Here is a 24,918-nt window from a genome sequence, read left to right on the forward strand (position 1 = left end):
CCAAAAAACCCTTCTATCCGCGCTTATCGTCACGCCAATCTTCATCGTCAAAATCGATCACGCCATCTTCATCGCGCGTACGGTGTGGATCAGAAAAACCTGAATGATATTGGCTTTGATAAGAACTGGCAGACACAATTTTCACGCGCTTGCGCAATTCAGCAAAAAGAAAATGCCGCACTTGAGGCACAAACAGCGAAAAGCCCACCGCATCGGTGAAAAAGCCGGGGGTCAGCAACAAAGCACCCGCAATGGCCAACATCACCCCGTCAACAATCTCTTGGGCGGGAAAGCCGCCTGCATTGAGTTTGTTTTGAATGGAAAACAAAACTGACATGCCTTGCTGCCGCAGCAAAAAGGAGCCCAAAATAGCCGTGAACACAATGCCGCCCATGGTCCACCAAAAGCCAATCAATCCGCCTAAGGCGACAAAAATGGCAATCTCAATGATGGGAACCACCACAAACAGGGCAAATAAAATCCGAGACAAAGCAACTCCTTTTCAATGGCTCATGTGACAAAATGACATTTCTTTGACCAATCAATGGTCTCAAAGCTGGCCATAAGCGTATGTTGACATATATATAGGGAGAAATAATGAAATTGCGAGCGCGCATCCGCGCATGATGAGGCAGATATGCAAGACTTTCTAGATCCAACCACCCTTATCTTTTTGATTATTGCTGTGGTTGTGCTTTTCCGGCTGCGGTCCGTTTTGGGCACGCGCACCGGACATGAGCGCCCGCCTTACCAGCAAGACAATAAAAATGAAAAAGACAATGCGCCTGACACTGAAAGTGCCCGCGAAAAAGATGCTGGCAATGTGATTGATCTGGGCCGTCGTGATTCGCCTTCACGTCCGCAATTGGATGCGCAAAAGCGGCGCTTGAAAATTGAAGCTGAGATTGAGCGGATTGCCAAAGATCGCCCAACAGTGGCCAAAGGGCTGCAAGAATTGAGCGATCTGGACCGCGATTTCTCACCAAAGCAATTTTTGGATGGTGCCATCTCAGCCTATGAAATGATTGTGGTGGCTTTTGCCCAAGGTGACAAGAAAACCTTGAAAATGCTGCTTGATCGCTCAATTTATGATGAGTTTGAAAAAGCCATTAATGAGCGTGAAGCACAGGGCCAAACCAACCAGTTCACCTTTGTTGGCTTTAAAAATGTCGACATTGTTGATGTGGAATTTGAAGGCAAAGATGCCTTGGTCACCATCGATTATCGCGCCCAAGTGGTCAGCGCCGTGCGCGACAAATCCGGCGAAGTTGTTGAAGGCGATTTGGAAGCCATCATGGATATTGCTGACGAGTGGACCTTTGCACGGCCTGTAAAATCACGCGATCCAAACTGGAAATTGGTGCGCACTGATCAGTTGGACTGATCCATGGCGCGGCGGGGCAAAAAATCAGCTCAGGATATGGGGGATTGGCATTTATGGACCGAGGTCACACGGTCCGTGTCACCCCTTAAGCCAGAAAAGCTGCAATCTTTGCGCAAATTAACCCCGCCCGAAGCCAAACAGACTGAGCTGAAAAGCACCGCTCACAATCTTAAATCCAGTGCAGCGACAAATTTGACTGGCAAGCGGGAATGGGCGCCGCTGGTGCCGCACACCCCACAACAGCAAATAAACGCACAGCCGCACATCAATTCAGTGGTGCGCAGTAAGGTCAGCGAAAAACGCATCGACCCGAAAACCAAGCGGCGCCTAAGCCGTGGCCGCCTGTCAATTGACGCGACTTTGGATTTGCACGGCATGCGCCAGCATGAAGCCCACGGCGCGTTGAGCCATTTTGTGGCCAGCGCATATGCCCGTGGATTGCGCAACTTGCTGGTGATTACCGGCAAGGGCGTGCGCCGCACGGATTTTGCCCAATTTGAGCAAAAGGGCGTGTTGCGCTATCGTGTACCCCAATGGCTGGAAGAACCGCATCTGCGCAGCATGATTGCAGGCACAGAAGGGGCCGGCCAATCCCATGGCGGGGAGGGTGCGCTCTATATTAGGTTGAAACGGAATCCGAAATGACCCCATTAGGTGCCAAAATGCGCCAAATGCGACGTGATCGGAAAATCACGCTCAAGCAAATGGCGGCAGATTTAAATGTGTCGAGCGCATATCTTTCTGCGCTTGAGCATGGCCATCGGGGCAAACCAACCTGGTACATGTTGCAACGCATCATTTCCTATTTTAACGTGATTTGGGATGAAGCTGAGGAATTGCAGCGCCTGGCAGATTTGTCAGATCCAAAAATCACGCTCGACACGGCGGGCCTTGATCCAAAAGCCACCGAATTGTCGAACAAGCTGGCGCAAAATATCAGTTCTTTGGAACAAACAGACTTAGATTTTCTTATTCAAGAAGTTGAACAGCGCGGCGCCCGCGCTCGTGCGAAAAAATAATTTCATCCATAATGCGCAACGCTGCGTAAACTGTACTAGCCCTTTTTAAAATCCAAGTTCCATTGGGCCAAAGGTGATATTAAATGAATGATGCGCACCGCAAGATTAGCGCCGAAACGCTCGAATTCCTTATAGGTCGCACCGCTCTTGGCGACAAAAAATCATTTGAAGAACTATATTCTTTGATGGCGCCGAAACTTTTTGGCGTTTGTTTCCGTATCTTAAGAGACAAGCAAGAAGCAGAAGATGTGCTGCAGGATGCCTTTGTGAAGATCTGGCAAAAGGCCGATCGTTACGCAATGGGGCGGGCAACACCGGTGGCATGGCTTTCAACGATTGTGCGCAATCAGGCGATTGATCGAGTGCGGGCGCGGGGCAAACCCACCGAGCAAATTGATGATCATTTTGATCTGCCCGATCAAGATCCAACGCCCGAGCAACACACAATCTCTGGCCAAGTGACCAAGCAGATTGATCTGTGTCTTGAACAATTGAAGAAAGATCATGCCCAATGTGTGCGCCGCACCTATTTGGGCGGCTGGTCTTATCAGCAGGCGGCGGATGAGTTAAAAGTGCCAATTAACACAGTGAAAACATGGATAAGGCGCTCACTTCTGTCGCTAAAGGAATGTTTGGGAAATGAGCAATAGCGTGAATACAACTGATCTGAACGAAAAAGAGCGATGGCTGGCGGCCGAATTCGCCATGGGCGTGCTGGATAAAGATGAGCACGCGCAGGCCACCATGCTTTATGATCAGAATGTCAGCTTTCGCCATGAGGTGGATGGATGGACATCGCGGCTCACCCCCATGTTGGATGATGTGGAACCGCAAATGCCATCACCGGCTGTGTGGAGCCAAATCGAAAATCGCTTGGGCTTGGTTGAAGCGCCAGCGCAAGCCAAAGGTTTCGCGGCTTGGTGGCAAAGCGTCAACCTATGGCGCAGCCTCAGCTTTGGCACCAGTGCCCTTGCAGCCATCGCACTGGCCTTGCTGATTTACGGCAATCCGCTCACAACGCCACAAACCGCGCCAGTTACGCAAGATCTGGTTGCCACATTAACGGCTGAGGGCGCAGGCCCCGCCATGGTGGCCCGCCTAAACCGTGAGGAAGGGCGGATGACTGTGCTCACCAACATGCAGGCCAGCACCGAACATGATCATGAATTGTGGTTGGTGCCCGCCGAGGGCAACCCAATCTCATTGGCATTAGTGGAAGCACAGGGCAGCGCTGATCTGCAAATTGACCAAGCGATCCTCGAACAATTGGGCGAAGGCGCAACATTTGCAATCTCAGTAGAGCCGCTGGGTGGCTCACCCACCGGCTTGCCAACCGGCCCCGTGATCGCCACCGGCCAACTGCGCACCATCTAAGCGCAACAACATCGCAAAAATTCAAACCGGGTCGGGCCTGTACCGTCCCGGTTTTTTTGTGCATTCTTTCGACGTCTAACAAATCAACCTAGGAGAGATGATGGGATATTTATGTAATCACGCACGCTGACAGGGGACGGTGCCTTTCCAGCTAGTGAGTTGAGATCGACACTTATCAGTGGCACTTGCCCGCAAGCGAGTGACTTCGAGTGGGAGACATTAAGAGCAAGAATCCCACAAGCAGGAACTGAAAGTAGCCGCGATGGCCAAGCGGCGAATTTGTCCCTCCCTCAACAAGCCTAGAGCCGCCAGCTAATGGCGGTAAAAACAAACGGAACCCTGCTCCTTGATTTCGAAATTCGAAACAAGGAGTCAGAAGTGGCGAGAAATTCAGAAAATACCTGCTTTCAATGCGAGTATTGTCAGCAGCAAGTTGCCCCGCTTTCCAATGGGAGCTACCGCAATCATTGTCCACATTGCCTATATTCAAAGCATGTGGACCTGAAACCGGGCGACAGACGCAACATTTGTGAAGGCCTGATGAAACCAATTGGCTTGGTGAGGCACAAGAAGAAGGGCTGGCAACTTAAACATGCCTGTTTGTTGTGTGGTCATATCCAAATGAACAAGATTGCGGAAGATACGGTGCAGCCAGATTGCATCGATCTCATGATTAAATTGATGTGAGACCTATTGGCCGGTGAAATTTTATCGGCCAATATCCTACTGAAATAAAACGATTTTTCAAAAAAGTTCAAAAAAATATGCGCTTTTTGAAACAAAGCTGAAAACGCCCCCGTATCTGCAGTAACCCTTCAATAAGGGTGATCATAAAAACGGAGAGGTACATCATGCTTAAGACAATTTTGAAAACATCATCAGCAGCATTTGTTGCAGCGTCAATCGGTTTTGCGTCAGCTGGTGCTGGCTTTGCAATGGACGAAAACCCAATGGTGGGTGGCGCGCCAATGTATGCTGATAAAAACATCGTTGAAAACGCTGTGAACTCAAAAGATCACACCACATTGGTGGCTGCTGTGAAAGCTGCTGGTCTTGTTGAAACATTGCAAGGCGAAGGCCCATTCACTGTGTTCGCGCCAACCAATGCTGCGTTTGAAGATTTGCCAGAAGGCACAGTTGAAACACTGTTGAAGCCTGAAAACAAAGACATGTTGACCAAAGTGCTGACCGCACACGTGGTTGCAGGCGACATTAAAGCCGCTGATTTGATGAAAATGATCGAAGACAATGGCGGCACATATAACTTCACAGCAGTGAGCGGCGACGCTCTGTCAGCTCAAATCAATGATGGCAATGTGTACATCATCGACGAAAACGGCAATGCCGCTAAAGTGACCATTGCTGACGTGAACCAATCAAACGGCGTGATCCACGTTGTAAACTCAGTATTGGTTCCAAAATAAGCTTATCGTGAGCGTTGGGTTGGCCTTCGGGCCAGCCCGATATTTCGACCCCAAAGGGAGATTGGCAAATGTCTAGTGAAACCAAACAAGATCAAAGCAATAATCGTCGCGGATTTTTGAAAAAGATTGGGCTGAGCGTGGGGGCATTTGCGGTGGCTGGCGTAGGCACTGGCACATATTTCTGGCGCGCAGGCGACGAAGCCACAGCCAATGATCAAGGCGATTTTGAAATTTCGCGCACCCCGGAAGAATGGAAAAACATTCTGACCGAAAATGAATATAAGGTGCTGCGCGAAGAACAAACGGAACGGGCTTACACCTCTGATTTGTTAGAGGAAAAGCGAGAAGGCATTTATCATTGTGCCGGGTGCGACCAAGCGGTTTATCCGTCTGAAACCAAATATGATAGCGGCACCGGTTGGCCAAGCTTTTGGGCTCCGGTGGATGAAGCGGCCATCGGCACCAAGCCCGACAACAAATTATTCATGACCCGCACGGAAGTGCATTGCAGCCGCTGTGGCGGGCATTTGGGCCACATTTTTGATGATGGACCAAAACCAACAGGCAAGCGCCATTGCTTAAATGGCATCGCCCTGAATTTCAAAGCCGCTTAGCGGCGGTCAAAGGGGTTATTGTCATCCTCCAAGCAAGCTGATCTTAGATCATCCATATGACCCCCAAGAGCCAGGTTCGCGCCCCGAACCTGGCTTTTTTGTCATTTAGAGTGGAAAAATCTGGCTTGAAAAATATTCGAGCTGTCAAAGTTCCCTAGCTAAGTCATTGAATCTAAAGCTCACAAAAACGTTATCAAATCCAACTGATCGGATTCAAAAACCAGCGCGTTTCTCTGCTGACCGTTGGCCAACGGATAGTTTTAATCTTGGAGAGAACATCATGCTAAAATCTATCCTTAAGACGTCATCTGCCCTTTTTGTTGCTGCTTCAATCGGCTTCGCCGCTGCCCCTGCTTTGGCAGACGGTCACGGCGCGAAAATGAACATTGTTGAAACAGCAATCGCTTCTGAAGCACACACCACTTTGGTGGCTGCTGTGCAAGCCGCTGGCCTTGTTGAAACATTGCAAGGTGACGGCCCATTCACTGTTTTTGCCCCAACAAATGATGCATTTGCTGCTTTGCCTGAAGGCACAGTGGAAACATTGTTGGAGCCAGAAAATAAAGACCAGTTGACGAAAGTATTGACCGCCCACGTTGTGGCTGGCGATGTGCGTGCAGCTGATCTGTTGAAAGCCATTGAAGATAATGGCGGTTCATATGAGTTCGAAACTGTAAGCGGCGACATGCTCAAAGCTGAAGTGCGTGACGGCAATGTGTTCATCATCGACGAAAACGGCAATGCTGGCCAAGTCACCGCAGCAGACCTTGAGCAAACCAATGGTGTGATCCACGTGGTGAACGCTGTTTTGGTGCCAAAATAAGCTTATATCGCCTTGTCAGTCTCCGGTTGGCTTAAGTGATTTAAGCCAACCTTTCTTCCCCATCCATAAGTCTGCTGACAATGGCAATGGAAGCGCCCTGATCGCCCTTCAGGGCGCTTTTCTTTTCTCGCTGCGCCATTTGCCACAAGTGAAAGTGCACGCCCTTGATTGCACGGCAAAAATTATTCGCTATGGTGAGGCAAATTTTCTCCAGATGCGAATTGTCCTATGCGCACCAACCCTATTCTCAATACCGACAGCTATAAAGCGTCACATTTTTTGCAATATCCCGAAGGCGTAACGACCGTTTATTCCTATATTGAGGCCCGCGGCCCAAAGGATCATGATCTGTTGTTTTTCGGGCTGCAAATGTTCATCAAATCCTATCTGACCACGCCAATCACGGCTGAAGATATTGATGAGGCAGAAGAGATTTTCACTGCCCATGGCCTGCCGTTTCATCGCGAGGGTTGGGCCTATATTTTAGAAAAGCATAACGGCTATATGCCGATCGCTATCAATGCGTTGAAGGAAGGCACTGTCACCAAAACCAGCGTGCCACTGGCGCTGATTTACAACACAGATCCTAAATGTGCTTGGCTCACCTCTTATCTGGAAACCGCCATTTTGCGCGGCGTTTGGTATCCCACAACCGTGGCCACCAATTCGTTTCTGATCAAACAGCAGATCAAAGCGGCGCTGGAAAAATCTTCAGACGATGTGACAGGTCAATTGCCCTTTAAGCTGCATGATTTTGGTGCGCGCGGTGCGTCTTCTCAAGAAACAGCGCAAATTGGCGGTTTGGCCCATCTGGTCAATTTCCAAGGCACAGACACAGTGTCAGCCCTGCCCATGGCCCGCCAATATTATGGCGGTGACGATCCGCACTTTATGGCAGGCTTTTCCATCCCCGCCGCCGAACATTCAACCATGACCAGTTGGGGCCGGGCAGGGGAAAAAGACGCCTACGCCAATATGTTAGAGAAGTTCCCCCAAGGTCTCGTGGCGGTGGTGTCTGACAGCTATGATCTGTTCAACGCGCTGGAAAATATCTGGGGCGACGAGCTGAAAGAGCAGGTTTTGGCGCGTGACGGCACGCTCGTGGTTCGGCCAGATAGCGGCGATCCGGTTGAAATTGTCTGCCAAACTCTTGAGGTTCTAGGCGACAAATTCGGCTATAGCACCAACAGCAAAGGCTTTAAGGTGCTGGACCCGCATGTGCGCGTTATCCAGGGCGATGGCATCTATCTCAACAGCCTCAAAGATATTCTCGACGCAATGATCGAGAAGGGCTGGGCCGTGGACAATGTGGCCTTTGGCATGGGCGGTGGCCTGTTGCAGGCCGTATCGCGCGACAGCTACCAATTCGCCATGAAAGCCTGCGCCATTGAGCGCAATGGCGACATTCAGCCCATTTATAAAGAGCCCAAAACCGACAAAAAGAAAACCTCAAAGCGGGGTATTCAAGGGGTGTTTGAGGAGCAGGGGCAATTGGTGGCCAAAACCATTTTGCCTGAACAAATCGCCGACTCTGAAAATATGCTCAAGCGAGTTTATTGGTTGGAACAGGGTGTGCCGCAAATCACCCATCTTAGCTTCACCGAAGTGCGGCAACAGGCAGAAGAAACATCATAAAAAAGCGGGGCTTGTCGCCCCGCTGATCATTTTAAAGGATAAACCGACTGAGGTCTGTATCTTCGGCCAGTTCGCCCACCGCTTTGCGGACATAATCGCCGTCAATTTCGATGGTTTCGCCATTTTTATCTGGCGCATCGAATGAAATATCTTCCAGCAATTTTTCCATCACAGTCTGCAATCGCCGGGCGCCAATATTTTCCACCTTCGCATTGATGGCCACAGCCAATTGCGCAATGGCATCAATCGCATCATCTTTAAAATCAAGCGTCACGCCTTCTGTGTTCATCAGCGCCACATATTGCTTGATCAAGCTGGCATCCGTGTCATTCAAAATCCGTACAAAATCCTCATGGGTGAGGGCACGTAGTTCTACCCGGATCGGCAAGCGACCTTGCAATTCCGGCAGCAAATCTGACGGTTTGGCCACATGGAAAGCGCCAGAAGCGATAAACAGAATATGATCTGTTTTCACCGGACCATGTTTGGTAGACACGGTGGTACCCTCAATCAGCGGCAGCAAATCGCGTTGCACGCCTTCGCGGCTTACTTCGCCGCCGGAACGGCCATCTTTCACGCAAATTTTATCGATCTCGTCGAGGAAAACAATGCCGTGATTTTCCACCAGCTCAATTGCTTCGGCAACAATCTTGTCCTGATCCAGCAGCTTGTCAGCTTCTTCATTGATCAGCAATTCATAGCTGTCGACCACTTTAACCGTGCGCTTCACACCTTTTTGGTTGAAGGCTTTGCCCAACATATCGCTGAGGTCAATCATGCCCATTTGCGCCCCGGGCATGCCGGGAATATCAAACATGTTTGAGCCTTGCGCGGCTGACACTTCAATTTCGATCTCTTTGTCGTCCAGCTCATTATTGCGCAGCTTTTGCCGATAGCTGTCGCGGGTGGACGGGCTGGCAGATTTGCCCACCAAAGCGTCCAACACCCGGTCTTCCGCTTTCAAATGCGCTTTGGCTTGCACTTCTTTGCGCTTCTTCTCTTTCAAAAGCCCAATGCCGGCTTCCACCAGATCGCGCACAATCTGCTCCACATCGCGGCCCACATAGCCCACTTCGGTGAATTTGGTGGCTTCCACCTTCACAAACGGCGCTTGCGCCAACCGGGCCAGGCGGCGGGAAATTTCGGTTTTGCCAACGCCAGTTGGCCCGATCATAAGGATGTTTTTGGGGCTTACTTCCTGTCGCATTTCTGCGTCCAGCTGTTGCCGCCGCCAGCGATTGCGCAGGGCCACGGCCACGGCGCGTTTGGCATCTTTTTGGCCCACAATATAGCGGTCCAATTCAGAAACGATCTCACGAGGAGAAAAACTCAATTCACTCATCATTTTTCCTTCCGGTGCCTTACAAAAAGCGCACCATCAAATCTTCATCATAATATTGGCCATCATATTTGATGGCCTTGCGGGCCAGGCCGTAGCGCTCAAACCCCAATTTGAGATAAGTCTTTATCGCCGCTTGATTATCGGTCACCACACACAGAGACATCTGCTCAATGCCCTCTTGTTTGGCATCTTGGCACATGATCTCCACCATGCGCCCCATAATGCCCTTGCCCCGCGCTTGCGGGCGGGCATAAACCGCAATCAAACTTGCCGTGTGGTGCACATTAGCACCTTTGCCTTGGGCAAAAGCCGCCACCGCCACCAACTCATTGTCATCAAACGCCCCATAGGTATTTAAATCAGAAAGCCAACTTTCGAAAAAGCTCAGGGGTTGGTCAATCACATTGGCCAAGCCCGAACCAAAAGCAGTTGGGTGGTTGCGAAAGCCTTCGATGCGGATTTCACGAAAAATTTCCGCATCCGCAGGCGCTAAGCGGCGAATATCAACCATCAATCGTCCAAATCAATGGTTTCAACGGTCAAGCTCTCATTGGTGTAAACGCAAATCTCAGCCGCAATTTTCATGGACCGACGGGCAATCTCTTCCGCGTCATAATCTGTGTCCATCAACGCGCTGGCCGCCGCCAATGCATAATTGCCGCCCGAGCCAATGCCCATCACCCCACTATCGGGGGAAAGCACGTCGCCCGTGCCGGTTAAAACCAAGCTGTCCTTTTTGTCGGCCACAATCATCATGGCTTCCAAACGGCGCAGATAGCGGTCGGTCCGCCAATCTTTGGCCAATTCCACGCAAGCGCGCATCAATTGATCGGGATATTGCTCTAATTTGGCTTCCAGGCGCTCAAATAGCGTGAAGGCATCTGCAGTTGCGCCCGCAAATCCGGTGATCACTTTGCCGCCTGCCAAGCGCCGTACTTTACGCGCGCCATGTTTAATAACAGTTGGGCCGAGTGAAACTTGACCGTCACCAGCAACAACAACTTTGTTGCCTTTGCGCACGGTCAAAATAGTGGTTCCCCGCCAACCGGCAGAACCTTGTTGTTGATTTTGCATATATCGTCTCCGTTATCGCAGCCTCATATTTAAGAACTTCGATGATGATTACAATCATAGTGGGGCAACCTTTTGGCCCTTTGTCGACCTTTCCCATTTCGATTCAACCTGATAAGAGGAAGGGGAAAATTGGCCGCGTTGCCCGATTTGACGGGCTTTTAGCGATGCCAAACATAGATCATCTGAGGGGCGTTTTTATGCGCAGTGCAAAAATTTCTCGCAAAACCAACGAAACCGATATTCAGGTTGAAGTGAATTTGGACGGTCAAGGCACCGCCAAAATTGAAACCGGAATCGGCTTTTTGGATCATATGCTGGATCAAATTGCCCGCCACGGTTTGATGGACATCACCATTAAGGCCAAAGGCGATTTGCACATTGATATGCACCATACGGCCGAAGATGTGGGCATTGCCCTCGGCCAAGCGGTGAAAGACGCGCTGGGCGACAAAAAGGGCATTCGCCGCTATGCCTCGTGCGATTTGCCGATGGATGAAGCCCTGTCTCGTGTGGCGCTGGATATTTCTGGCCGGCCCTTCTTGGTGTGGCAGGTTGAATTTTCCCGCGACAAGGTGGGCGATATGGATACGGAACTGTTTCAAGAATGGTTCCAGGCCTTCGCCATGAATGCAGGCATCACCCTGCATGTGCGCAATGAATATGGCAGCAACAATCACCACATCGCTGAAAGCTGCTTTAAAGCCCTGGCCCGCGCGCTGCGTGAGGCAGTTGAAATTGATCCCAAGCTTGAAGGGCGCATCCCTTCAACCAAGGGCGCGCTATAGGAATTTCCCATGCGGCTATATTCAATTTACGAAAAAGCAGTTGAAGGTGGCGAAGAAGAGCTGGAAATTGTGGCCGACAAATTCTCATGGTTTGCGGCCATTCTAACCCCCATTTGGTGTCTTGTGCATTTGATGTGGCTCGAATTGCTCGCCTATGTGGGCGTGGCCTTTATCTTGGGCTTTGTGACCTTTTTTGTGGGTGAAGATGCATCTTGGTGGATCGGCATTCTGGTGGCGCTGCTCATCGGGTTTGAGGCAGGCTCCATTCGGGGGCGTTTTCTGGAACGCAAAGGCTTTGTGCTGAAGGCCATGGTGCCCGCTGCAACCCATGATGATGCCGCCTATCGCTATATGGCCACGCGGGTTTTTGCGCAAAAAAACAAGCCAGAACCCGCACCACAGTCCAGCTCGCCTTTCCTCAGCGCTGAACGCCCGGAGACTTCTGTTCTATGAGCGAAAAATTTGTGATTGTCGATTATGGCGCAGGCAATTTGAAGTCCGCCCATAAGGCAGTGGAACGCGCGGCAAAATCAGCCAATGGCAGCTTTGAGGTCCTTGTGTCGAACAAGGTGGAAGATGTGCAGGCGGCCGACCGGATTTTGCTGCCCGGCGTGGGCGCATTCGCCGATTGCCGCAATGCCGTGTTTGCGCTGGACGGCATGGTGGACGCACTGGATGAGCACGCCAACAAAAAGGCAAAACCGTTTTTGGGCATTTGCGTTGGTATGCAGCTTTTGGCCACCAAGGGTTTGGAAAAGCAAACCAGTGAAGGTTTGGGCTGGATTCCTGGCACCGTAGAGTTTTTGGCCCCAAATGATGAAACATTAAAAGTGCCGCATATGGGGTGGAACAACCTCAATCTTGTGCGTCCGCATCCTGTGTTTGACCATATGGCTGGCCATCCGCACGCCTATTTTGTGCATTCCTATCACTATTTGACCGAAGATCCGTCCCATGTGATCGCTACTTTTGATTATGGCGGCACCCATGTGGCCGCCATAGGCCGCGATAACATTGTCGCCAGCCAGTTCCACCCGGAAAAATCGCAAGCGGTGGGCCTGACCATGATCGAAAATTTCCTCAATTGGAAAATCTAGAAAGACGAATTGATGATCCTTTTTCCCGCCATTGATTTGAAAGACGGCAAATGTGTACGCCTGCAAAAAGGCGATATGGATAAGGCCACCATCTTTAATGATGACCCGGTGGACCAAGCCCAGCAATTCCATGCGCAAGGCTTTAAATATCTGCATATGGTCGATCTCAATGGCGCCTTTGCAGGTGAAAGCGTCAATGGCGATCCGGTGGAAAAAATCATCCAACAGGTCGATATGCCCGTGCAATTGGGCGGTGGTATTCGCACACTCGATCACATCAAAGCCTGGCTTGATCGTGGCCTCAGCCGCGTCATTCTCGGCACCATCGCCGTGCGCGATCCGGATTTGGTCTATAAGGCGTGCGAGCTTTATCCCGGCAAAATTGCTGTGGGCATTGATGCCCGGGGCGGCAAAGTCGCCGTGGAAGGTTGGGCCGAAACGTCTGAATTGGATGTCATCGAACTGGCGCAAAAATTTGAAGGTGCAGGCGTTGCCGCGATCATCTTCACCGATATTGACCGCGATGGCATCCTCACCGGCATCAATTGGGACGCGACATTGGAATTGGCCAAAGCCACCACCATCCCGGTGATCGCTTCTGGCGGCTTGGCCTCGATGGACGATATTGAGATGATGACCGAGCCTGAAATGCAGGTACTCGAAGGCGCCATCTCCGGCCGCGCCCTCTACGATGGTCGCATTGATGTGCCCGCAGCACTTGAAAAATTAGCGAGGGTAGAATGACCCTTAAAACCCGCCTCATTCCCTGTCTTGATGTCAAAGACGGCCGTGTCGTTAAAGGCGTCAATTTTGTCGATCTGGTGGATGCAGGCGACCCGGTAGAAGCCGCCATCGCCTATGACGCCGCCGGGGCCGACGAATTGTGCTTTTTGGACATTACCGCCAGCCATGAGGAGCGTGATACGATTTTTGACGTCGTGGCCCGCACGGCAGAACATTGCTTTATGCCCGTCACCGTGGGCGGTGGCATTCGCGCGGTAGAGGACATTCGCAAGCTGCTGCTTTCAGGTGCCGATAAAGTCTCCATCAATTCCGCCGCGGTGCGCGACCCGGATTTTATCAACCGCGCCGCCGATAAATTTGGCGACCAATGCATTGTCGTCTCGGTTGACGCAAAGGCGGCACATAAAGAGGGTGAAACCCCACGCTGGGAAATCTTCACTCATGGTGGCCGCAATGCCACGGGCATTGATGCGGTTGAATTTGCCACCGATATGGTCAAGCGCGGCGCGGGCGAGCTGCTGGTCACGTCAATGGACCGCGACGGCACCAAAATTGGCTTCGATCTAGAATTGACGCGCACCATCGCTGATGCGGTGAGCGTGCCCGTTGTCGCCTCTGGTGGCGTGGGCAATTTGGACCATTTGGTGGATGGCGTGAAAATCGGCCATGCCAGTGCGGTGTTGGCTGCTTCTATTTTCCACTTTGGCACCTATTCTATTGGCGAAGCCAAGCGCTATATGGCGGAGCAGGGCGTGCCCGTGCGGTTGGATGAGGAGGCGTAAATGAGCTTTGACTTAAAAGCGCTGGAAGCGATCATCGCGCAAAAGGCCACTGCCTCGGCAGAAAAATCCTACACCGCCCAGCTTTTGGCCAATGGCGGCGAACGCGCGGCCAAAAAATTGGGCGAAGAGGCGGTGGAAACCGTAATCGCCGCCATTCAAGGTGACCGCGACGAGCTGAAGGCCGAAAGTGCTGACCTTTTGTATCATTTACTTGTGGTGCTCAAAGCCCACAATATCAGCCTTGAAGAGGTCGAATCGGTGCTGGCCGAACGCACCGGGCAATCCGGGCTAGAGGAAAAGGCCAGTCGCGCCGAATAGGGGGGAAACATGAATCCGCTATCTTTGGGGCCAGAACTGTCCCCCTATCACGAATTCACCACCGAACAATGGGCCGCCCTGCGCCATGGCGAACCCATGACCTTGGATTTGGACGATCTGAAGCGCCTGCGCGCGCTCAATGATCCGATCTCGCTAGAAGAAGCGCAACAAGTCTATCTGCCGATGACGCGGTTGCTGGCCTATTATGTGGAAGCGGTTCAGGGCCTGCACAGCGCTGCAGGCAAATTCTTGCAGCAAAATGGCGACAAAACGCCCTTTATTATTGGCGTTGCCGGATCAGTTTCTGTCGGCAAATCCACCACAGCCCGTATTCTGCATGCCTTGATGCAGCGCTGGCCATCCTCTCCGAAGGTTGATTTGGTCACCACCGATGGGTTTTTGCTGCCCAACGCGGAATTGGAAAAGCGCGGCTTGATGGAAAAGAAGGGTTTTCCCGAGAGCTATGATCGCCCAGCTTTCTTGAAATTTCTGGCCTCGATCAAAGCGGGTAAGCCCAACGTCAAAGCCCCCACCTATTCGCACCTTGTTTATGATGTGGTGAAAGGCGAAGAAATCGTTGTCGACCGCCCAAATATCTTAATTGTTGAGGGCCTTAATATCCTGCAGCCCGGCGATTTACCCCGCGATGGCCGCCCCATCCTGTTCGCGTCTGATTTTATTGATTTTTCCATCTATATCGATGCGGAAGAACCCCATTTGCGCCAATGGTATGTGGAACGCTTTCTGCAATTGCGCGAAACAGCCTTTAAAGACCCGCAAAGCTTTTTCCACCAATTCTCCAAGCTGAGCATTGAAGAAGCCAAAAAACTCGCCGCTTCCATTTGGGAACAGATCAACTTGCCCAATTTGCAAGAAAATATCCTCCCCACCCGCGGCCGCGCCGACCTCGTCCTCACCAAAGGCGCCGACCACGCGATCAACAAGGTACAATTGCGAAAATTGTAGTGGGTGTCGGGCCAGTGCACGACCTATCCTAACCCCACCAACGTCACCCCGGACCTGATCCGGGGGCCAAGCAGCATGTATGCAGCTGCACGGCATAAGTGGCGTTATGCCAAACCTCAACCGCTACATAGATTACCGGATCAAGTCCGGCAATGACGTGAGTGGGTGGGGCGATCCCCTGCACAACACCAAAGTGAGGCACCAATTGGCGGGGGTGCCGGGGTAGCGAACGGAGTGAGCGACGGCGGCACGAAAAAAGAGCCGGGGGTGTCGGGGACGGGTGCGTAGCGACTGGTGGCGGCAAAAAAGACTTGGGAAAGTGAGCGCAGCAAACGAAGGCGCGCACAAAAACTACTTCTTCCCCGCCTCCATCACCTTGTCCTTGAACTTGCATTCATCGACAATAATGCAGTGATAACACTCCGGCTTGCGTGCTTTGCAAATATAGCGGCCATGCAAAATCAGCCAGTGGTGAGCATTTAGCAAATGGTCTTTTGGAATGACTTTCAGCAACAGTTTTTCAACCGCCAGCACATTTTTGCCTGGGGCTAATCCAGTGCGGTTGGCGATGCGGAAAAGGTGGGTATCCACGGCGATGGTCGGGTGCCCAAACCCAATATTCAGCACCACATTCGCGGTTTTCCGTCCGACGCCAGGCAGCGCCTCAAGTGCCTCGCGGTCTTCCGGCACTTCGCTATTATGCTGCTCAATCAATGCCTTACATAAAGCATAAACATTCTTCGCCTTGTTGCGATAAAGCCCGATGGTCTTGATGTAATCGCGGATTTTGTCCTCGCCCAAGGCGTACATTTTCTCAGGCGTATCGGCGACTTCAAACAGGGCCTTTGTGGCTTTGTTCACCCCTGCATCCGTTGCCTGCGCGGAGAGGACCACCGCCACCAACAGGGTGAAGATATTGACATAATCCAATTCCCCTTCAGGATGCGGATTGTTCGCCTCAAATTTGGCGAACATGTCATTTATCGTTTGTTTCGTCAGTCGTGTCCGTTGAGCCATTGGGTCCTCTTGCGCGTGGTTGGGTCAAGTCTGCCCAATTTAGTCCAATTCTGCTGGTTAGAAAGGCTAAAGATGCAAATAATACAACCGCAGGACATGCACGACATATTCAAGGTTGGATTATGCAGCAGATTTTGGCTTTCTGGCCAACTCGAAGGGCATCCAATGGCCGCATTCCAACCGTTGCATAAATATGCGATGTAGAATGGGCAGATGTGGCCCAATAGGCCATGATCAAAAAGGAATGAAAAGCGCAAATGTCTGCCGATCACCAATTTGATGACCAGTTAGACCCGCCCCTGTTTCGAGCCACCCTGCGGCCACACCGCTCTCTAAGCGAGCGCGGCATTCTGGTGGTGACCATCATTGCGGGCGTCTTGGCACTTATTCCCGGCCTCACCTTCTTTCTAATGGGCGCTTGGCCGATTGTGGGCTTTATGGGCCTGGATATTTTACTGCTCTATTGGGCGCTCACCCGATCTAAACAGGGCGAAAAACAATATGAAGAAGTCGGCCTTTGGCCCGATGCCATCCGCATCCGCAAAGTAGATATTAAAGGCCGGATCAAAGAGTTTGAGCTCAATCCATTTTGGGCGCGCTTGGTCACCAAACTGAATGCGGAAGATGAGGTCGATAGCCTCCACCTGATCGCCAAACAACAGCGCATCGCCCTGGGCGAATTCCTCAACCCTGCCGACAAAACCAGCTTCGCTCGCACCTTCGGACAAGAGCTTTCGCGCGCGAAGCGGTAGGAGTTTTTGGGCGTAGAAGTGTTGGTGCTCCCTAACGCGTCACCCCGGACTTGATCCGGGGGCCAAGCAGCATGGGTGAAGTTGTGCAACATAAGTGTTTTCGCATAGCCGCCGCTACATGGATTACCGGATCAAATCCGGTAATGACGTGAGGGGTTGGTGTAAAGCCCGCCACAGCATAAAAGCGAGGCACCAATTGGCGGGGGTGCCGGGGTAGTGAGCGTAGCGAACGACGGCGGCGCGTAATAACGTCAAAACCGGGTCGATCCCCAAATCCATCTTGCACTATATTGAGCTTCACGTTCAAATGCAGGAGCTTGAAAATGGATCAAAACATGCATCAGCTAGAAATTTGCGCTTCTGACTATGAAATTGTGCGGCAGGTTGTCGAGCAATTGCACGAAACCCCGGCTGACGAGCATCAGATTGACCGCATCGCTGCCGACTTGGGCATGACGCAGCGGCAATTGACTGACCTATTTCGTCGCTGGGCCGGGCTAACACCGAAAGCCTTTTCCCATTGCATCACGCTCGACCGTGCGCGCCAAATGCTCAAAGCAGACTTGCCGATTTTTGACGCGTCATTGGAACTGGGCTTGTCCTCGCCCGCGCGCCTATATGATTTGTTCGTAACCCATGAAGCGATGCCGCCGGGCTTTTACAAAGCCAAGGGCGAGGGTCTGGAAATTCGCTACGGCTTTCATCCATCGCCCTTTGGGCAAGCATTATTGATGATCACAGATTATGGCCTGGCAGGCCTTGCCTTTGCCGATGCTGGAAAGGAGCAGGTTGCGCTGGCCGACATGCAGTCGCGCTGGCCCAAAGCCACCTATATTCATAACCAAGCTGAAACCGCGCATTGGGCTGACCGGGTGTTTCTGCCCCATCAATGGCAGCAAGATCAGCCCATTCGCGTGGCGATGATCGGCACTGATTTTGAAGTGCGTGTGTGGCAAACCCTTTTGAAAATCAAGCCGGGGGAAGCCAATTCATATGGCGCAATCGCTGAAGAGGTTGGATCCCCAAAAGCCGCCCGCGCGGTAGGCGCGGCGGTTGGCCGTAACCCCATTTCCTTTGTCGTGCCCTGCCACCGCGTGATCGGCAAAAACGCTGCCCTCACAGGCTATCATTGGGGCCTGACCCGCAAAAAAGCCATGCTGGGCTGGGAAGCCGGGCAATTGGAAAAAAATTCTATTTGATATCGTGGCTGTTCGATGCAGCGTTAGTCCACTCTAACCCCCTAATGATATTGTCGCTGACATTTCTCCACCCAACGAGCCGCCCCGGACTTGATCCGGGGCCAACTCTCTTGCGCGATACTTGGTCCCGGCTCAGGGCCGGGACGACCACAGAGGGGAAGATCATGAGCCAAACACTGCCCAACCTTGAGTAAAAATCTAACGCGTAGCCGAAACCCAAATGCTACCGCCAAGCATAGCAGTACCCGAAGCATATCCTAAACGACGTCGCGCTTTTATGCTTTGGAAAAACCGTTGGGCCTGCACTGCGAGCAGGGCATAGCCGCCCAAAACAACACCAACAATCACCGTTGACGTGGCGATGAGAATAAAAAATTGGGTGGTCGTATTGCCGTTCGGGTCCCAAAACTGCGCTAGGAACGACACGTAAAACATGATCGCTTTCGGGTTTAGCACGCCAACAAAAAATCCGGCCCGCAGGCTTTCAAACAGGCTTTGTTGGCTGGCCTGTGGCTGAACATCCATTGGGGCCAGCTGCCGCGCGGCGCAAATTTGTTGAATGCCAAGATAAGCGAGATAGAAAACGCCGCACCATTTCACAATTTGAAACAAGAGCGCAGAAGTGGCTAGCAATGTACCAACGCCCAAAAGCGCCAGCGCGATGATGACAAAACCGCCAACAATGTCTCCCGCGACGCAATAAAGCGCCGCACGACGTCCATTATTGAGCGCTTGCGAAACCACCATTAGCACGCTAGGGCCGGGCACTATGGAAATCAGGCTGTAAGTGGCAATAAACGCCAACCAAAGCTCCAAGCTCATTGGCCAACTCCTTAAAAAAAGAGCCCCATTCGGGGCTCTCTTACATTAGATATTTTCCACGTTCAGCACTTTGCCATTTTCATCCAGATCGTAAATGATCGGCTTACCCGTGGCGATTTCGCGTTTCAAAATTTCTTCTGGCGACAGGCCTTCAAGCGCCATCACCAAAGCCCGCAGCGAGTTGCCGTGCGCAGCCACCAAAATCGTGCCACCATCCAAAACGCGGGGCTCAATCTCGCGCTTATAATAAGGCAACACGCGGTCTGCTGTGTCCTTGAGGCTTTCGCCACCCGGAGGCGGAGTGTCGTAGGAACGGCGCCAAATATGCACCTGCTCGTCGCCCCATTTTTCCCGCGCGTCATCTTTGTTCAGCCCGGCCAAATCGCCATAATCGCGCTCATTCAAATCCTGATTGCGGATAATGGTCATATTGGTGATGCCCATTTCTTCAAGCATTAAATCAAGCGTATGCTGGGCGCGCTTTAGAGCTGAGGTGTAACAAATTTCGATCTCATAGCCGCGCGATTTCAGCAATTTGCCAGCTTCTTTGGCTTCTTCAATGCCTTTGTCGGTGAGGCCCGGGTTTTTCCAGCCGGTGAACAGGTTTTTCAAGTTCCATTCGCTTTGGCCGTGACGCACCAAAATCAATCTACGATCCATGATTTATTCCTCTAATCCCAAAACATCTATCATTGAATAAAGCCCAGCGGGCTTGTCTTTCGCCCAAAGGGCAGCGTGAATAGCACCTTGCGCAAAAACCGAACGGTCTTCGGCAATATGCCCCAATTTAATCCGCTCTTTTTCGCCCGCAAAAATCACATCATGCTCACCAGTCACCGTGCCGCCGCGAAGCGTGGCAAAACCAATTGTGCCTTCCTCGCGTTCCCCAGTGATGCCATCGCGGGTGCGCACGGCCTGTTCGGCCAAATCAACATCGCGACCCTTGGCAGCGGCTTCCCCCAGCAGCAAAGCGGTGCCGGAAGGGGCGTCCACCTTCATCCGGTGATGCATTTCCAATACTTCAATATCAAAGCTTTTGGGCAAGGCCCGCGCCGCTTTTTCCACCAGCGCTGCCAGCAAATTAACGCCCAACGACATATTACCAGATTTCACCAAGGTGAGATGGCCAGCCTGAGCTTCAATTTCGGCATCCTGTTCCGCGGTCCAGCCGGTGGTGCCCACCACATGAATTTTGCCTTTCGCCCGCTTGGCCACATCAATCGAAACTTGCGGGGCGGTAAAATCGATGATCGCGTCACTTTCGGCAATCGCTGCGTCCAAATCATCGCTGATCAAAACGCCCTGCGGTTCCAACCCGGCCAATTGCGCCGCATCCTTGCCCAAATGTGGGCTGCCAGCGCGCTCCACGGCGGCGCTTAGCACGGCGCCTTTGGTGGCATGAATGGCGCGAATATTGGCACCCCCCATGCGGCCGCCAGCACCCAAAATCAATATTTTAAGATCGTTCATGAAAGACCTTCTCCATTGCTGGCCCTTTGATAGCCAGAAAATGGGGTGGTGGAAAGGGGAAGAGGCCTAAAACAGTTCGCCAAAAATCATCCGCTCGCCAATGGCGTTCAATTTTTGCTCATCTTCGCTAGTGGCGATGGCCCGCAATTCTGGGCCCGCATCGCTAAGTGAACATTCATGAAAGCCATTATGGAGATAATAAGGTCCATTGAAGGGCACATGCTTCCAAGTGAGGCCCGCCAATCCCTTAAAGTCATTTTCCCGCGCATATTGGCGCATATGGGCGAGCAGGCGACGGCCCAACCCTTTGCCCTGATGGGCGCGGGCGACACAGATTTCGGCGATGTAAAGCAAATCATCCACTGGTCGAGCGCGGACAAAACCAACAGGCAAGTCGCGATGCTCAATAAGCCAGAACAATTCATTCTTGCGCAGATTTTCGGCATAAATTTCTGCCGACAGTCCCGTCAAATTCGCTGCGGCATACGCGCCGCCCATATTGTCGAAACGCTTGGTGGCGTCATGATCGATCTCAGACAATGTGGCCGCATCTTCCGGGTCCGCGGGACGGATATGGGTCACCGCATCATTGGCCGCATGAATTTCATCATTGATGGCACCCGCTGCGGCAAACGGATCATCGGCCTTACAAACAGGGCGTCCCACCACAAGGTGCGCCGCGCCTGCTTCAATGGCTTGATAGGGCGTGAAAATACGTTTCTGGTCGTCTGCGGCGCTGCCTTTAGGGCGAATGCCAGGCGTCACCGCCATCAGCTTGCCGCCCGATAAGTTGCGCACCATTTCAATTTCCTGCGCCGAGCAAATCACCCCGTCAATGCCGAGTTCAGTCGCTTGCTTGGCCCGCCGCGCCACCAAATCGCTCACGCCATAAGCATAGCCAGATGCTTTCAAATCTTCATCATCCAGCGAGGTCATCACCGTCACGCCTAGCAATTTGGTGTCGGTGCCTTCCACCGCGCGTTTCGCGGCTGCCATGCAATGGGGTTCGGCGTGGATGGTTACAAAGTCCGCGCCCAGCTCGGCGAGGCCTGCCACGCCCTTTTCCACCGTGTTGGGAATATCGAGCAACTTCACATCCATAAAGATCTTTTTGCCCGCGCGTTTCAGTTCCCGCGCAAGGCCCAGCCCGTCGCCGCCATAAATCAACTGATAGCCAATTTTAAAAAACACCCCACGATCATCCATCCGCTCCACCAACGCCTCTGCTTCCTTACGGGTCGGCACATCAAGGGCGGTGATCAATTGGGGGGTCGCATTGCTCATTTGTGGGCTCCGGCGGCTAGTGGCGTCGGAGTTGTTGCATCGCACAGTTCGGGGAAAACGGCAAGTTTTAATGCGGATCTTTATTTTGCCGCCACCGCTCGCTTCGCTCCCGTCCCCGGCACCCCCGCCGATTGGTGCCCCACGCCAGCGTTTTGTCTACCCTTTCCTCCCCACCAACGTCACCCCAAGACTTGATCTTGGGGGCCATTTCACGCTGGACACAAGGTAGGGTCGCTTTGATGTGATCGGAGGATGCGGCATTGCACCATCATTTAGGTGCTTCGCTGTTGCCCTCAAATGGATTGCAAGATCAAGTCTTGCAATGACGCCAGAGTGTGAAGTGGGTACCTTGCTCAATTAGGTACGTTGTTTGACCCAGGATCAGGTCTGGCGCGCCCTTAGACGGGGTAGAAGCTTCTAGGATAACCTCACGAGGAGAAGAGTAGACGAGCGGCGCGAGGAGCTCGCAATTTTCAGGCTTTACGCCGCCTAGCCGGAGGTTAGGTGCCTAGCCTCCCGGTACGAGAGAATATGATGCTATTCGACCGTGCACGTAAAAAACACTCCCACGTCATTACCGGACTTGATCCGGTAATCCATGTAGCGGTTGCGGATCGGCCCATTCCTCCAACGCCACCCAATCACTAACGAGGCGCTTTTCTGTCCAGTGAAAAGCAAAAATGTTGCCGCCGCCGGGGGCGCCGAGATGATGTTGATCTTCCTCACGTGAAATGGGGCGTTGGGCCACATGGCATTTGAGCAAAGTGCCAACGGCCCCGTGCCCGACAAACAGAATATGCTGGTCAGCCGCCATCTTCATATGGTCGTTTACGGCGTCAACTATTCGCTATTGCGCGTCAATGGCGCGTTTCCAGCCACGAATGGACTGGGTTGGATGCGCGAAAAACTGGGTGGCGACGGCTTCAAACTCATCTTTTGGTAAAAAGCCGGTGGCAGACCGATCATTTTCGCCACAGCGCGGATCGGTTTGAAATTGCAGGCTGAGATGGTCGCCAATAAGCGTTGCCGCATCAATGGCCTTTTGCTCGTCGCTGGAAATGATCATTTCGATATCGTCAAAGATGCCCCGATCAACGGCGGCTTCAATCCGCGTGCGCCCAGTAAAAGAAAGCCCCCATTTGGTCACGTCCAAATGAGGGTCAATCACAACTTCAGGATGGGTCAGATATAAAGAGGTCAACCTCTATCCCCGCTTGATGCTGGTCAGTTCATCCACCAATTTATCAGCCCGGGCTTTGATGCGCGGGTCGGCAATTTCGCCTTCTTCATTAAAGGCCGTTGCGCCCATGCCAATACCCAAGGGGGTAGGCGCCATTAAGGCGCTGAGTTTCGACAGAATATCGCGCATATGCGAAAGGGCCATCACGCCAGCCAATGCGCCGGAGGAGACGGAGCCAATGCCAAAGATCGCATGGGAAAAGGCGCCCTGGCCCTGACGGGTCAGCCAGTCGATCGTGTTTTTCAAAATCGGGGTCACAGAGCCATTATATTCTGGCGTCGCCAAAAATACGGCATCTGCCTCGGCAAAACGTTTGGCCAGCTCTAACGCACATTCAGGCTTTTCGCTCTGCTCTAAGTCCTCATTGAACAGGGGCATCGGATAGTCATGCAAATCGATATATTCTGCATCCCATCCCTTTTCCTGTGCGCGGCGCACCATATAGTGCGCCAGCTCCACATTATATGAACCTTGCCGAATGGACCCGGAAACCGCCAAAAACTTAGCCATAATGATCTCTCTTCCTAACTGGCGGCAAACAAACCCATCAGAACGCTTGCGTCAAGCCTTTTAATAAGTTTTTTCTTTTTATTTGCCGTCAGCAATGCCTTCAAAAAGGCTTTTGATTTTGGAAAAGAACCCATTGGAGGACGGATTATTGTCTTTGGTGGACAATTCGGCAAACTCCTCAAGCAGTTCGCGTTGGCGCTTGCTTAGATTTTGCGGCGTCTCCACATCCATCTGAATATACATATCGCCAATTTGCGACGCGCGGAGCACGGGCATGCCCTTGCCTTTCAGGCGCACGCGTTGGCCTGCCTGCGTGCCATGTGGCACTTTCACGCGGGCGCGGCTGCCATCCAGTCCCGGCACTTCAAATTCACCACCCAAGGCCGCTGTGGTCATGGAAATGGGCACACGGCAGAACAGGTCCGCACCATCGCGCTGGAACAGTTCGTGCGGGCGAATGGAAATAAAAATATAAAGATCGCCAGAAGGGCCGCCGCGCATGCCAGCTTCCCCTTCGCCAGAAAGGCGAATGCGGGTGCCATCTTCAATGCCTTTGGGCACATCTACGCTCAGATTGCGGTTTTCCTGCCGCCGCCCTTGGCCAGAACAATCTGTGCAAGGTTGGTCCATTGTTTCACCGCGACCGTGACATTGCGGGCAGGTGCGCTCAATGGTGAAAAAGCCCTGTGCCGCGCGCACTTTGCCATGGCCAGAACAGGTGCCACAGGTGGAAAAGCCGGTGCCCGGTTTTGCGCCAGACCCTGAACAGGTGTCGCATTCGGCCATGGTGGGCACGTCAATTTCCACGGTGCGGCCTTCAAAGGCCTCTTCCAGATCAATTTCGAGATTGTAGCGCAGGTCTGAACCGCGCAATTGTGAGTTGCGGCCACGCCGTTGGCCACCGCCGCCCATAAAATCGCCGAAAATATCTTCAAAAATGTCGGACATGGAGGACGAAAAGTCGGCGCCAAATCCATGGGCGCCCGCGCCACCACCGCCATTTTGAAAGGCTGCATGACCGAAGCGGTCATACGCCGCGCGCTTTTGCGCGTCCTTCAGCGTGTCATAGGCTTCAGAAATTTCTTTGAATTTTGCTTCCGCTTCGGCATCGCCCGGGTTGCGGTCCGGGTGAAATTTCATGGCCAATTTGCGGTAAGCTGACTTGAGGGCCTTGTCATCGACGGATTTGTCGACACCCAAAACCTCGTAAAAGTCGCGTTTTTCCATGGCGCTTATGCTCCAA

At 52.4% G+C, this 24,918-nt stretch carries 32 protein-coding genes and 1 pseudogene; 19 read left to right on the forward strand and 14 right to left on the reverse strand.

Annotated features, from left to right (window positions below; translation table 11 throughout):
• Window positions 1-13: 13 nt before the first annotated feature.
• Window positions 14-490 carry an FxsA family protein gene (locus ATL17_RS14300; RefSeq protein ID WP_133573496.1) on the reverse strand — a complete coding sequence of 159 codons (477 nt, stop codon included), beginning with the start codon at window positions 488-490 and terminating at the stop codon, window positions 14-16.
• A gap of 147 nt (window positions 491-637) precedes the next feature.
• On the opposite strand from ATL17_RS14300, the gene ATL17_RS14305 reads away from it, so the two are divergent.
• From ATL17_RS14305 to ATL17_RS14350, 10 genes are all read left to right on the forward strand, one after another.
• On the forward strand, window positions 638-1,384 hold the full coding sequence (locus tag ATL17_RS14305; RefSeq protein WP_133573497.1) for a Tim44/TimA family putative adaptor protein: 747 nt from the start codon (window positions 638-640) through the stop codon (window positions 1,382-1,384).
• Between the two features lie 3 nt (window positions 1,385-1,387).
• The gene (locus ATL17_RS14310; RefSeq protein ID WP_133573498.1) at window positions 1,388-2,029 is read left to right on the forward strand and encodes a Smr/MutS family protein; all 642 of its coding nucleotides are present in this window, start codon (window positions 1,388-1,390) and stop codon (window positions 2,027-2,029) included.
• Window positions 2,026-2,403 (forward strand): helix-turn-helix domain-containing protein, encoded by a 378-nt coding sequence (locus tag ATL17_RS14315; protein ID WP_133573499.1) that lies wholly within the window; start codon window positions 2,026-2,028, stop codon window positions 2,401-2,403. The genes ATL17_RS14310 and ATL17_RS14315 overlap by 4 nt, the downstream gene beginning before the upstream one ends.
• 83 nt (window positions 2,404-2,486) lie before the next feature.
• Window positions 2,487-3,053, forward strand: coding sequence for a sigma-70 family RNA polymerase sigma factor (locus ATL17_RS14320; RefSeq protein WP_133573500.1), 567 nt, complete (start codon window positions 2,487-2,489; stop codon window positions 3,051-3,053).
• On the forward strand, window positions 3,043-3,777 hold the full coding sequence (locus tag ATL17_RS14325) for an anti-sigma factor (RefSeq protein WP_133573501.1): 735 nt from the start codon (window positions 3,043-3,045) through the stop codon (window positions 3,775-3,777). The genes ATL17_RS14320 and ATL17_RS14325 overlap by 11 nt, the downstream gene beginning before the upstream one ends.
• A gap of 315 nt (window positions 3,778-4,092) precedes the next feature.
• Entirely contained in the window at window positions 4,093-4,464 is a 372-nt protein-coding gene (locus ATL17_RS14330; RefSeq protein WP_133573502.1) for an RNHCP domain-containing protein, read from the forward strand.
• 164 nt (window positions 4,465-4,628) lie between these two features.
• Window positions 4,629-5,201 (forward strand): fasciclin domain-containing protein, encoded by a 573-nt coding sequence (locus tag ATL17_RS14335; protein ID WP_166639053.1) that lies wholly within the window; start codon window positions 4,629-4,631, stop codon window positions 5,199-5,201.
• Window positions 5,202-5,269: 68 nt separating this feature from the next.
• The gene (gene msrB / locus ATL17_RS14340; RefSeq protein WP_133573503.1) at window positions 5,270-5,815 is read left to right on the forward strand and encodes a peptide-methionine (R)-S-oxide reductase MsrB; all 546 of its coding nucleotides are present in this window, start codon (window positions 5,270-5,272) and stop codon (window positions 5,813-5,815) included.
• Between the two features lie 280 nt (window positions 5,816-6,095).
• Entirely contained in the window at window positions 6,096-6,638 is a 543-nt protein-coding gene (locus tag ATL17_RS14345) for a fasciclin domain-containing protein (RefSeq protein ID WP_133573504.1), read from the forward strand.
• Between the two features lie 228 nt (window positions 6,639-6,866).
• A complete protein-coding gene (locus ATL17_RS14350) occupies window positions 6,867-8,273 on the forward strand; it encodes a nicotinate phosphoribosyltransferase (RefSeq protein ID WP_133573505.1) in 1,407 nt (468 codons plus the stop codon).
• Between the two features lie 31 nt (window positions 8,274-8,304).
• On the opposite strand, the gene hslU is transcribed toward ATL17_RS14350, so the two are convergent.
• The 3 genes from hslU to hslV are packed head-to-tail and all read right to left on the reverse strand — an operon-like array spanning window position 8,305 to window position 10,689.
• Window positions 8,305-9,615, reverse strand: coding sequence for an ATP-dependent protease ATPase subunit HslU (gene hslU, locus ATL17_RS14355; RefSeq protein ID WP_133573857.1), 1,311 nt, complete (start codon window positions 9,613-9,615; stop codon window positions 8,305-8,307).
• Window positions 9,616-9,634: 19 nt separating this feature from the next.
• Entirely contained in the window at window positions 9,635-10,126 is a 492-nt protein-coding gene (locus ATL17_RS14360) for a GNAT family N-acetyltransferase (RefSeq protein WP_133573506.1), read from the reverse strand.
• Window positions 10,126-10,689 carry an ATP-dependent protease subunit HslV gene (hslV, locus tag ATL17_RS14365; protein ID WP_133573507.1) on the reverse strand — a complete coding sequence of 188 codons (564 nt, stop codon included), beginning with the start codon at window positions 10,687-10,689 and terminating at the stop codon, window positions 10,126-10,128. The genes ATL17_RS14360 and hslV overlap by 1 nt, the downstream gene beginning before the upstream one ends.
• Before the next feature lie 197 nt (window positions 10,690-10,886).
• Between hslV and hisB the strand changes: the two genes are divergently transcribed.
• From hisB to coaA, 7 genes are read left to right on the forward strand one after another with little or no spacing between them, the layout of a single operon-like run.
• The gene (gene hisB, locus ATL17_RS14370; RefSeq protein ID WP_133573508.1) at window positions 10,887-11,474 is read left to right on the forward strand and encodes an imidazoleglycerol-phosphate dehydratase HisB; all 588 of its coding nucleotides are present in this window, start codon (window positions 10,887-10,889) and stop codon (window positions 11,472-11,474) included.
• A 9-nt stretch (window positions 11,475-11,483) separates the two neighbouring features.
• Window positions 11,484-11,927: a DUF2628 domain-containing protein gene (locus ATL17_RS14375; protein WP_133573509.1), complete on the forward strand. Its 444-nt coding sequence runs from the start codon at window positions 11,484-11,486 to the stop codon at window positions 11,925-11,927.
• Window positions 11,924-12,571 carry an imidazole glycerol phosphate synthase subunit HisH gene (hisH, locus tag ATL17_RS14380; protein ID WP_133573510.1) on the forward strand — a complete coding sequence of 216 codons (648 nt, stop codon included), beginning with the start codon at window positions 11,924-11,926 and terminating at the stop codon, window positions 12,569-12,571. Before ATL17_RS14375 ends, hisH begins: the two co-directional genes overlap by 4 nt.
• A gap of 12 nt (window positions 12,572-12,583) precedes the next feature.
• Window positions 12,584-13,315: a 1-(5-phosphoribosyl)-5-[(5-phosphoribosylamino)methylideneamino]imidazole-4-carboxamide isomerase gene (gene hisA, locus ATL17_RS14385; protein ID WP_133573511.1), complete on the forward strand. Its 732-nt coding sequence runs from the start codon at window positions 12,584-12,586 to the stop codon at window positions 13,313-13,315.
• Window positions 13,312-14,097: an imidazole glycerol phosphate synthase subunit HisF gene (hisF, locus tag ATL17_RS14390; RefSeq protein WP_133573512.1), complete on the forward strand. Its 786-nt coding sequence runs from the start codon at window positions 13,312-13,314 to the stop codon at window positions 14,095-14,097. The genes hisA and hisF overlap by 4 nt, the downstream gene beginning before the upstream one ends.
• Window positions 14,098-14,415, forward strand: coding sequence for a phosphoribosyl-ATP diphosphatase (locus ATL17_RS14395; protein ID WP_133573513.1), 318 nt, complete (start codon window positions 14,098-14,100; stop codon window positions 14,413-14,415).
• A gap of 9 nt (window positions 14,416-14,424) precedes the next feature.
• Window positions 14,425-15,381: a type I pantothenate kinase gene (coaA, locus tag ATL17_RS14400; protein ID WP_133573514.1), complete on the forward strand. Its 957-nt coding sequence runs from the start codon at window positions 14,425-14,427 to the stop codon at window positions 15,379-15,381.
• Window positions 15,382-15,732: 351 nt separating this feature from the next.
• Here the strand turns inward: coaA and nth are convergent, their stop codons facing one another.
• The gene (gene nth, locus ATL17_RS14405) at window positions 15,733-16,398 is read right to left on the reverse strand and encodes an endonuclease III (protein WP_133573515.1); all 666 of its coding nucleotides are present in this window, start codon (window positions 16,396-16,398) and stop codon (window positions 15,733-15,735) included.
• 257 nt (window positions 16,399-16,655) lie between these two features.
• On the opposite strand from nth, the gene ATL17_RS14410 reads away from it, so the two are divergent.
• Both ATL17_RS14410 and ATL17_RS14415 read left to right on the forward strand, forming a co-directional pair.
• On the forward strand, window positions 16,656-17,150 hold the full coding sequence (locus ATL17_RS14410; RefSeq protein WP_133573516.1) for a DUF2244 domain-containing protein: 495 nt from the start codon (window positions 16,656-16,658) through the stop codon (window positions 17,148-17,150).
• Between the two features lie 323 nt (window positions 17,151-17,473).
• On the forward strand, window positions 17,474-18,349 hold the full coding sequence (locus tag ATL17_RS14415) for a methylated-DNA--[protein]-cysteine S-methyltransferase (RefSeq protein WP_133573517.1): 876 nt from the start codon (window positions 17,474-17,476) through the stop codon (window positions 18,347-18,349).
• A gap of 198 nt (window positions 18,350-18,547) precedes the next feature.
• On the opposite strand, the gene ATL17_RS14420 is transcribed toward ATL17_RS14415, so the two are convergent.
• From ATL17_RS14420 to dnaJ, 9 genes and pseudogenes are all read right to left on the reverse strand, one after another.
• A complete protein-coding gene (locus ATL17_RS14420) occupies window positions 18,548-19,171 on the reverse strand; it encodes a LysE family translocator (RefSeq protein WP_133573518.1) in 624 nt (207 codons plus the stop codon).
• 45 nt (window positions 19,172-19,216) lie between these two features.
• Entirely contained in the window at window positions 19,217-19,831 is a 615-nt protein-coding gene (locus ATL17_RS14425; protein WP_133573519.1) for a 2,3-bisphosphoglycerate-dependent phosphoglycerate mutase, read from the reverse strand.
• A 3-nt stretch (window positions 19,832-19,834) separates the two neighbouring features.
• The gene (dapB, locus tag ATL17_RS14430) at window positions 19,835-20,641 is read right to left on the reverse strand and encodes a 4-hydroxy-tetrahydrodipicolinate reductase (protein WP_133573520.1); all 807 of its coding nucleotides are present in this window, start codon (window positions 20,639-20,641) and stop codon (window positions 19,835-19,837) included.
• Window positions 20,642-20,707: 66 nt separating this feature from the next.
• Window positions 20,708-21,223: a GNAT family N-acetyltransferase gene (locus ATL17_RS17125; RefSeq protein ID WP_342775962.1), complete on the reverse strand. Its 516-nt coding sequence runs from the start codon at window positions 21,221-21,223 to the stop codon at window positions 20,708-20,710.
• A 6-nt stretch (window positions 21,224-21,229) separates the two neighbouring features.
• A pseudogene (gene pyrF / locus ATL17_RS17130) lies at window positions 21,230-21,925 on the reverse strand (orotidine-5'-phosphate decarboxylase); the annotation flags it as partial.
• A gap of 574 nt (window positions 21,926-22,499) precedes the next feature.
• Window positions 22,500-22,745 carry a hypothetical protein gene (locus tag ATL17_RS17190; protein WP_342775952.1) on the reverse strand — a complete coding sequence of 82 codons (246 nt, stop codon included), beginning with the start codon at window positions 22,743-22,745 and terminating at the stop codon, window positions 22,500-22,502.
• 27 nt (window positions 22,746-22,772) lie between these two features.
• Window positions 22,773-23,126 carry a histidine phosphatase family protein gene (locus ATL17_RS17195; protein WP_342775953.1) on the reverse strand — a complete coding sequence of 118 codons (354 nt, stop codon included), beginning with the start codon at window positions 23,124-23,126 and terminating at the stop codon, window positions 22,773-22,775.
• Between the two features lie 3 nt (window positions 23,127-23,129).
• On the reverse strand, window positions 23,130-23,675 hold the full coding sequence (locus ATL17_RS14445; RefSeq protein ID WP_133573522.1) for an NADPH-dependent FMN reductase: 546 nt from the start codon (window positions 23,673-23,675) through the stop codon (window positions 23,130-23,132).
• A gap of 78 nt (window positions 23,676-23,753) precedes the next feature.
• Window positions 23,754-24,902, reverse strand: coding sequence for a molecular chaperone DnaJ (dnaJ, locus tag ATL17_RS14450; protein ID WP_133573523.1), 1,149 nt, complete (start codon window positions 24,900-24,902; stop codon window positions 23,754-23,756).
• Window positions 24,903-24,918: the final 16 nt, after the last annotated feature.

Origin of the sequence: Maritalea mobilis (assembly GCF_004363175.1) — a bacterium.
GTDB lineage: Bacteria > Pseudomonadota > Alphaproteobacteria > Rhizobiales > Devosiaceae > Maritalea > Maritalea mobilis.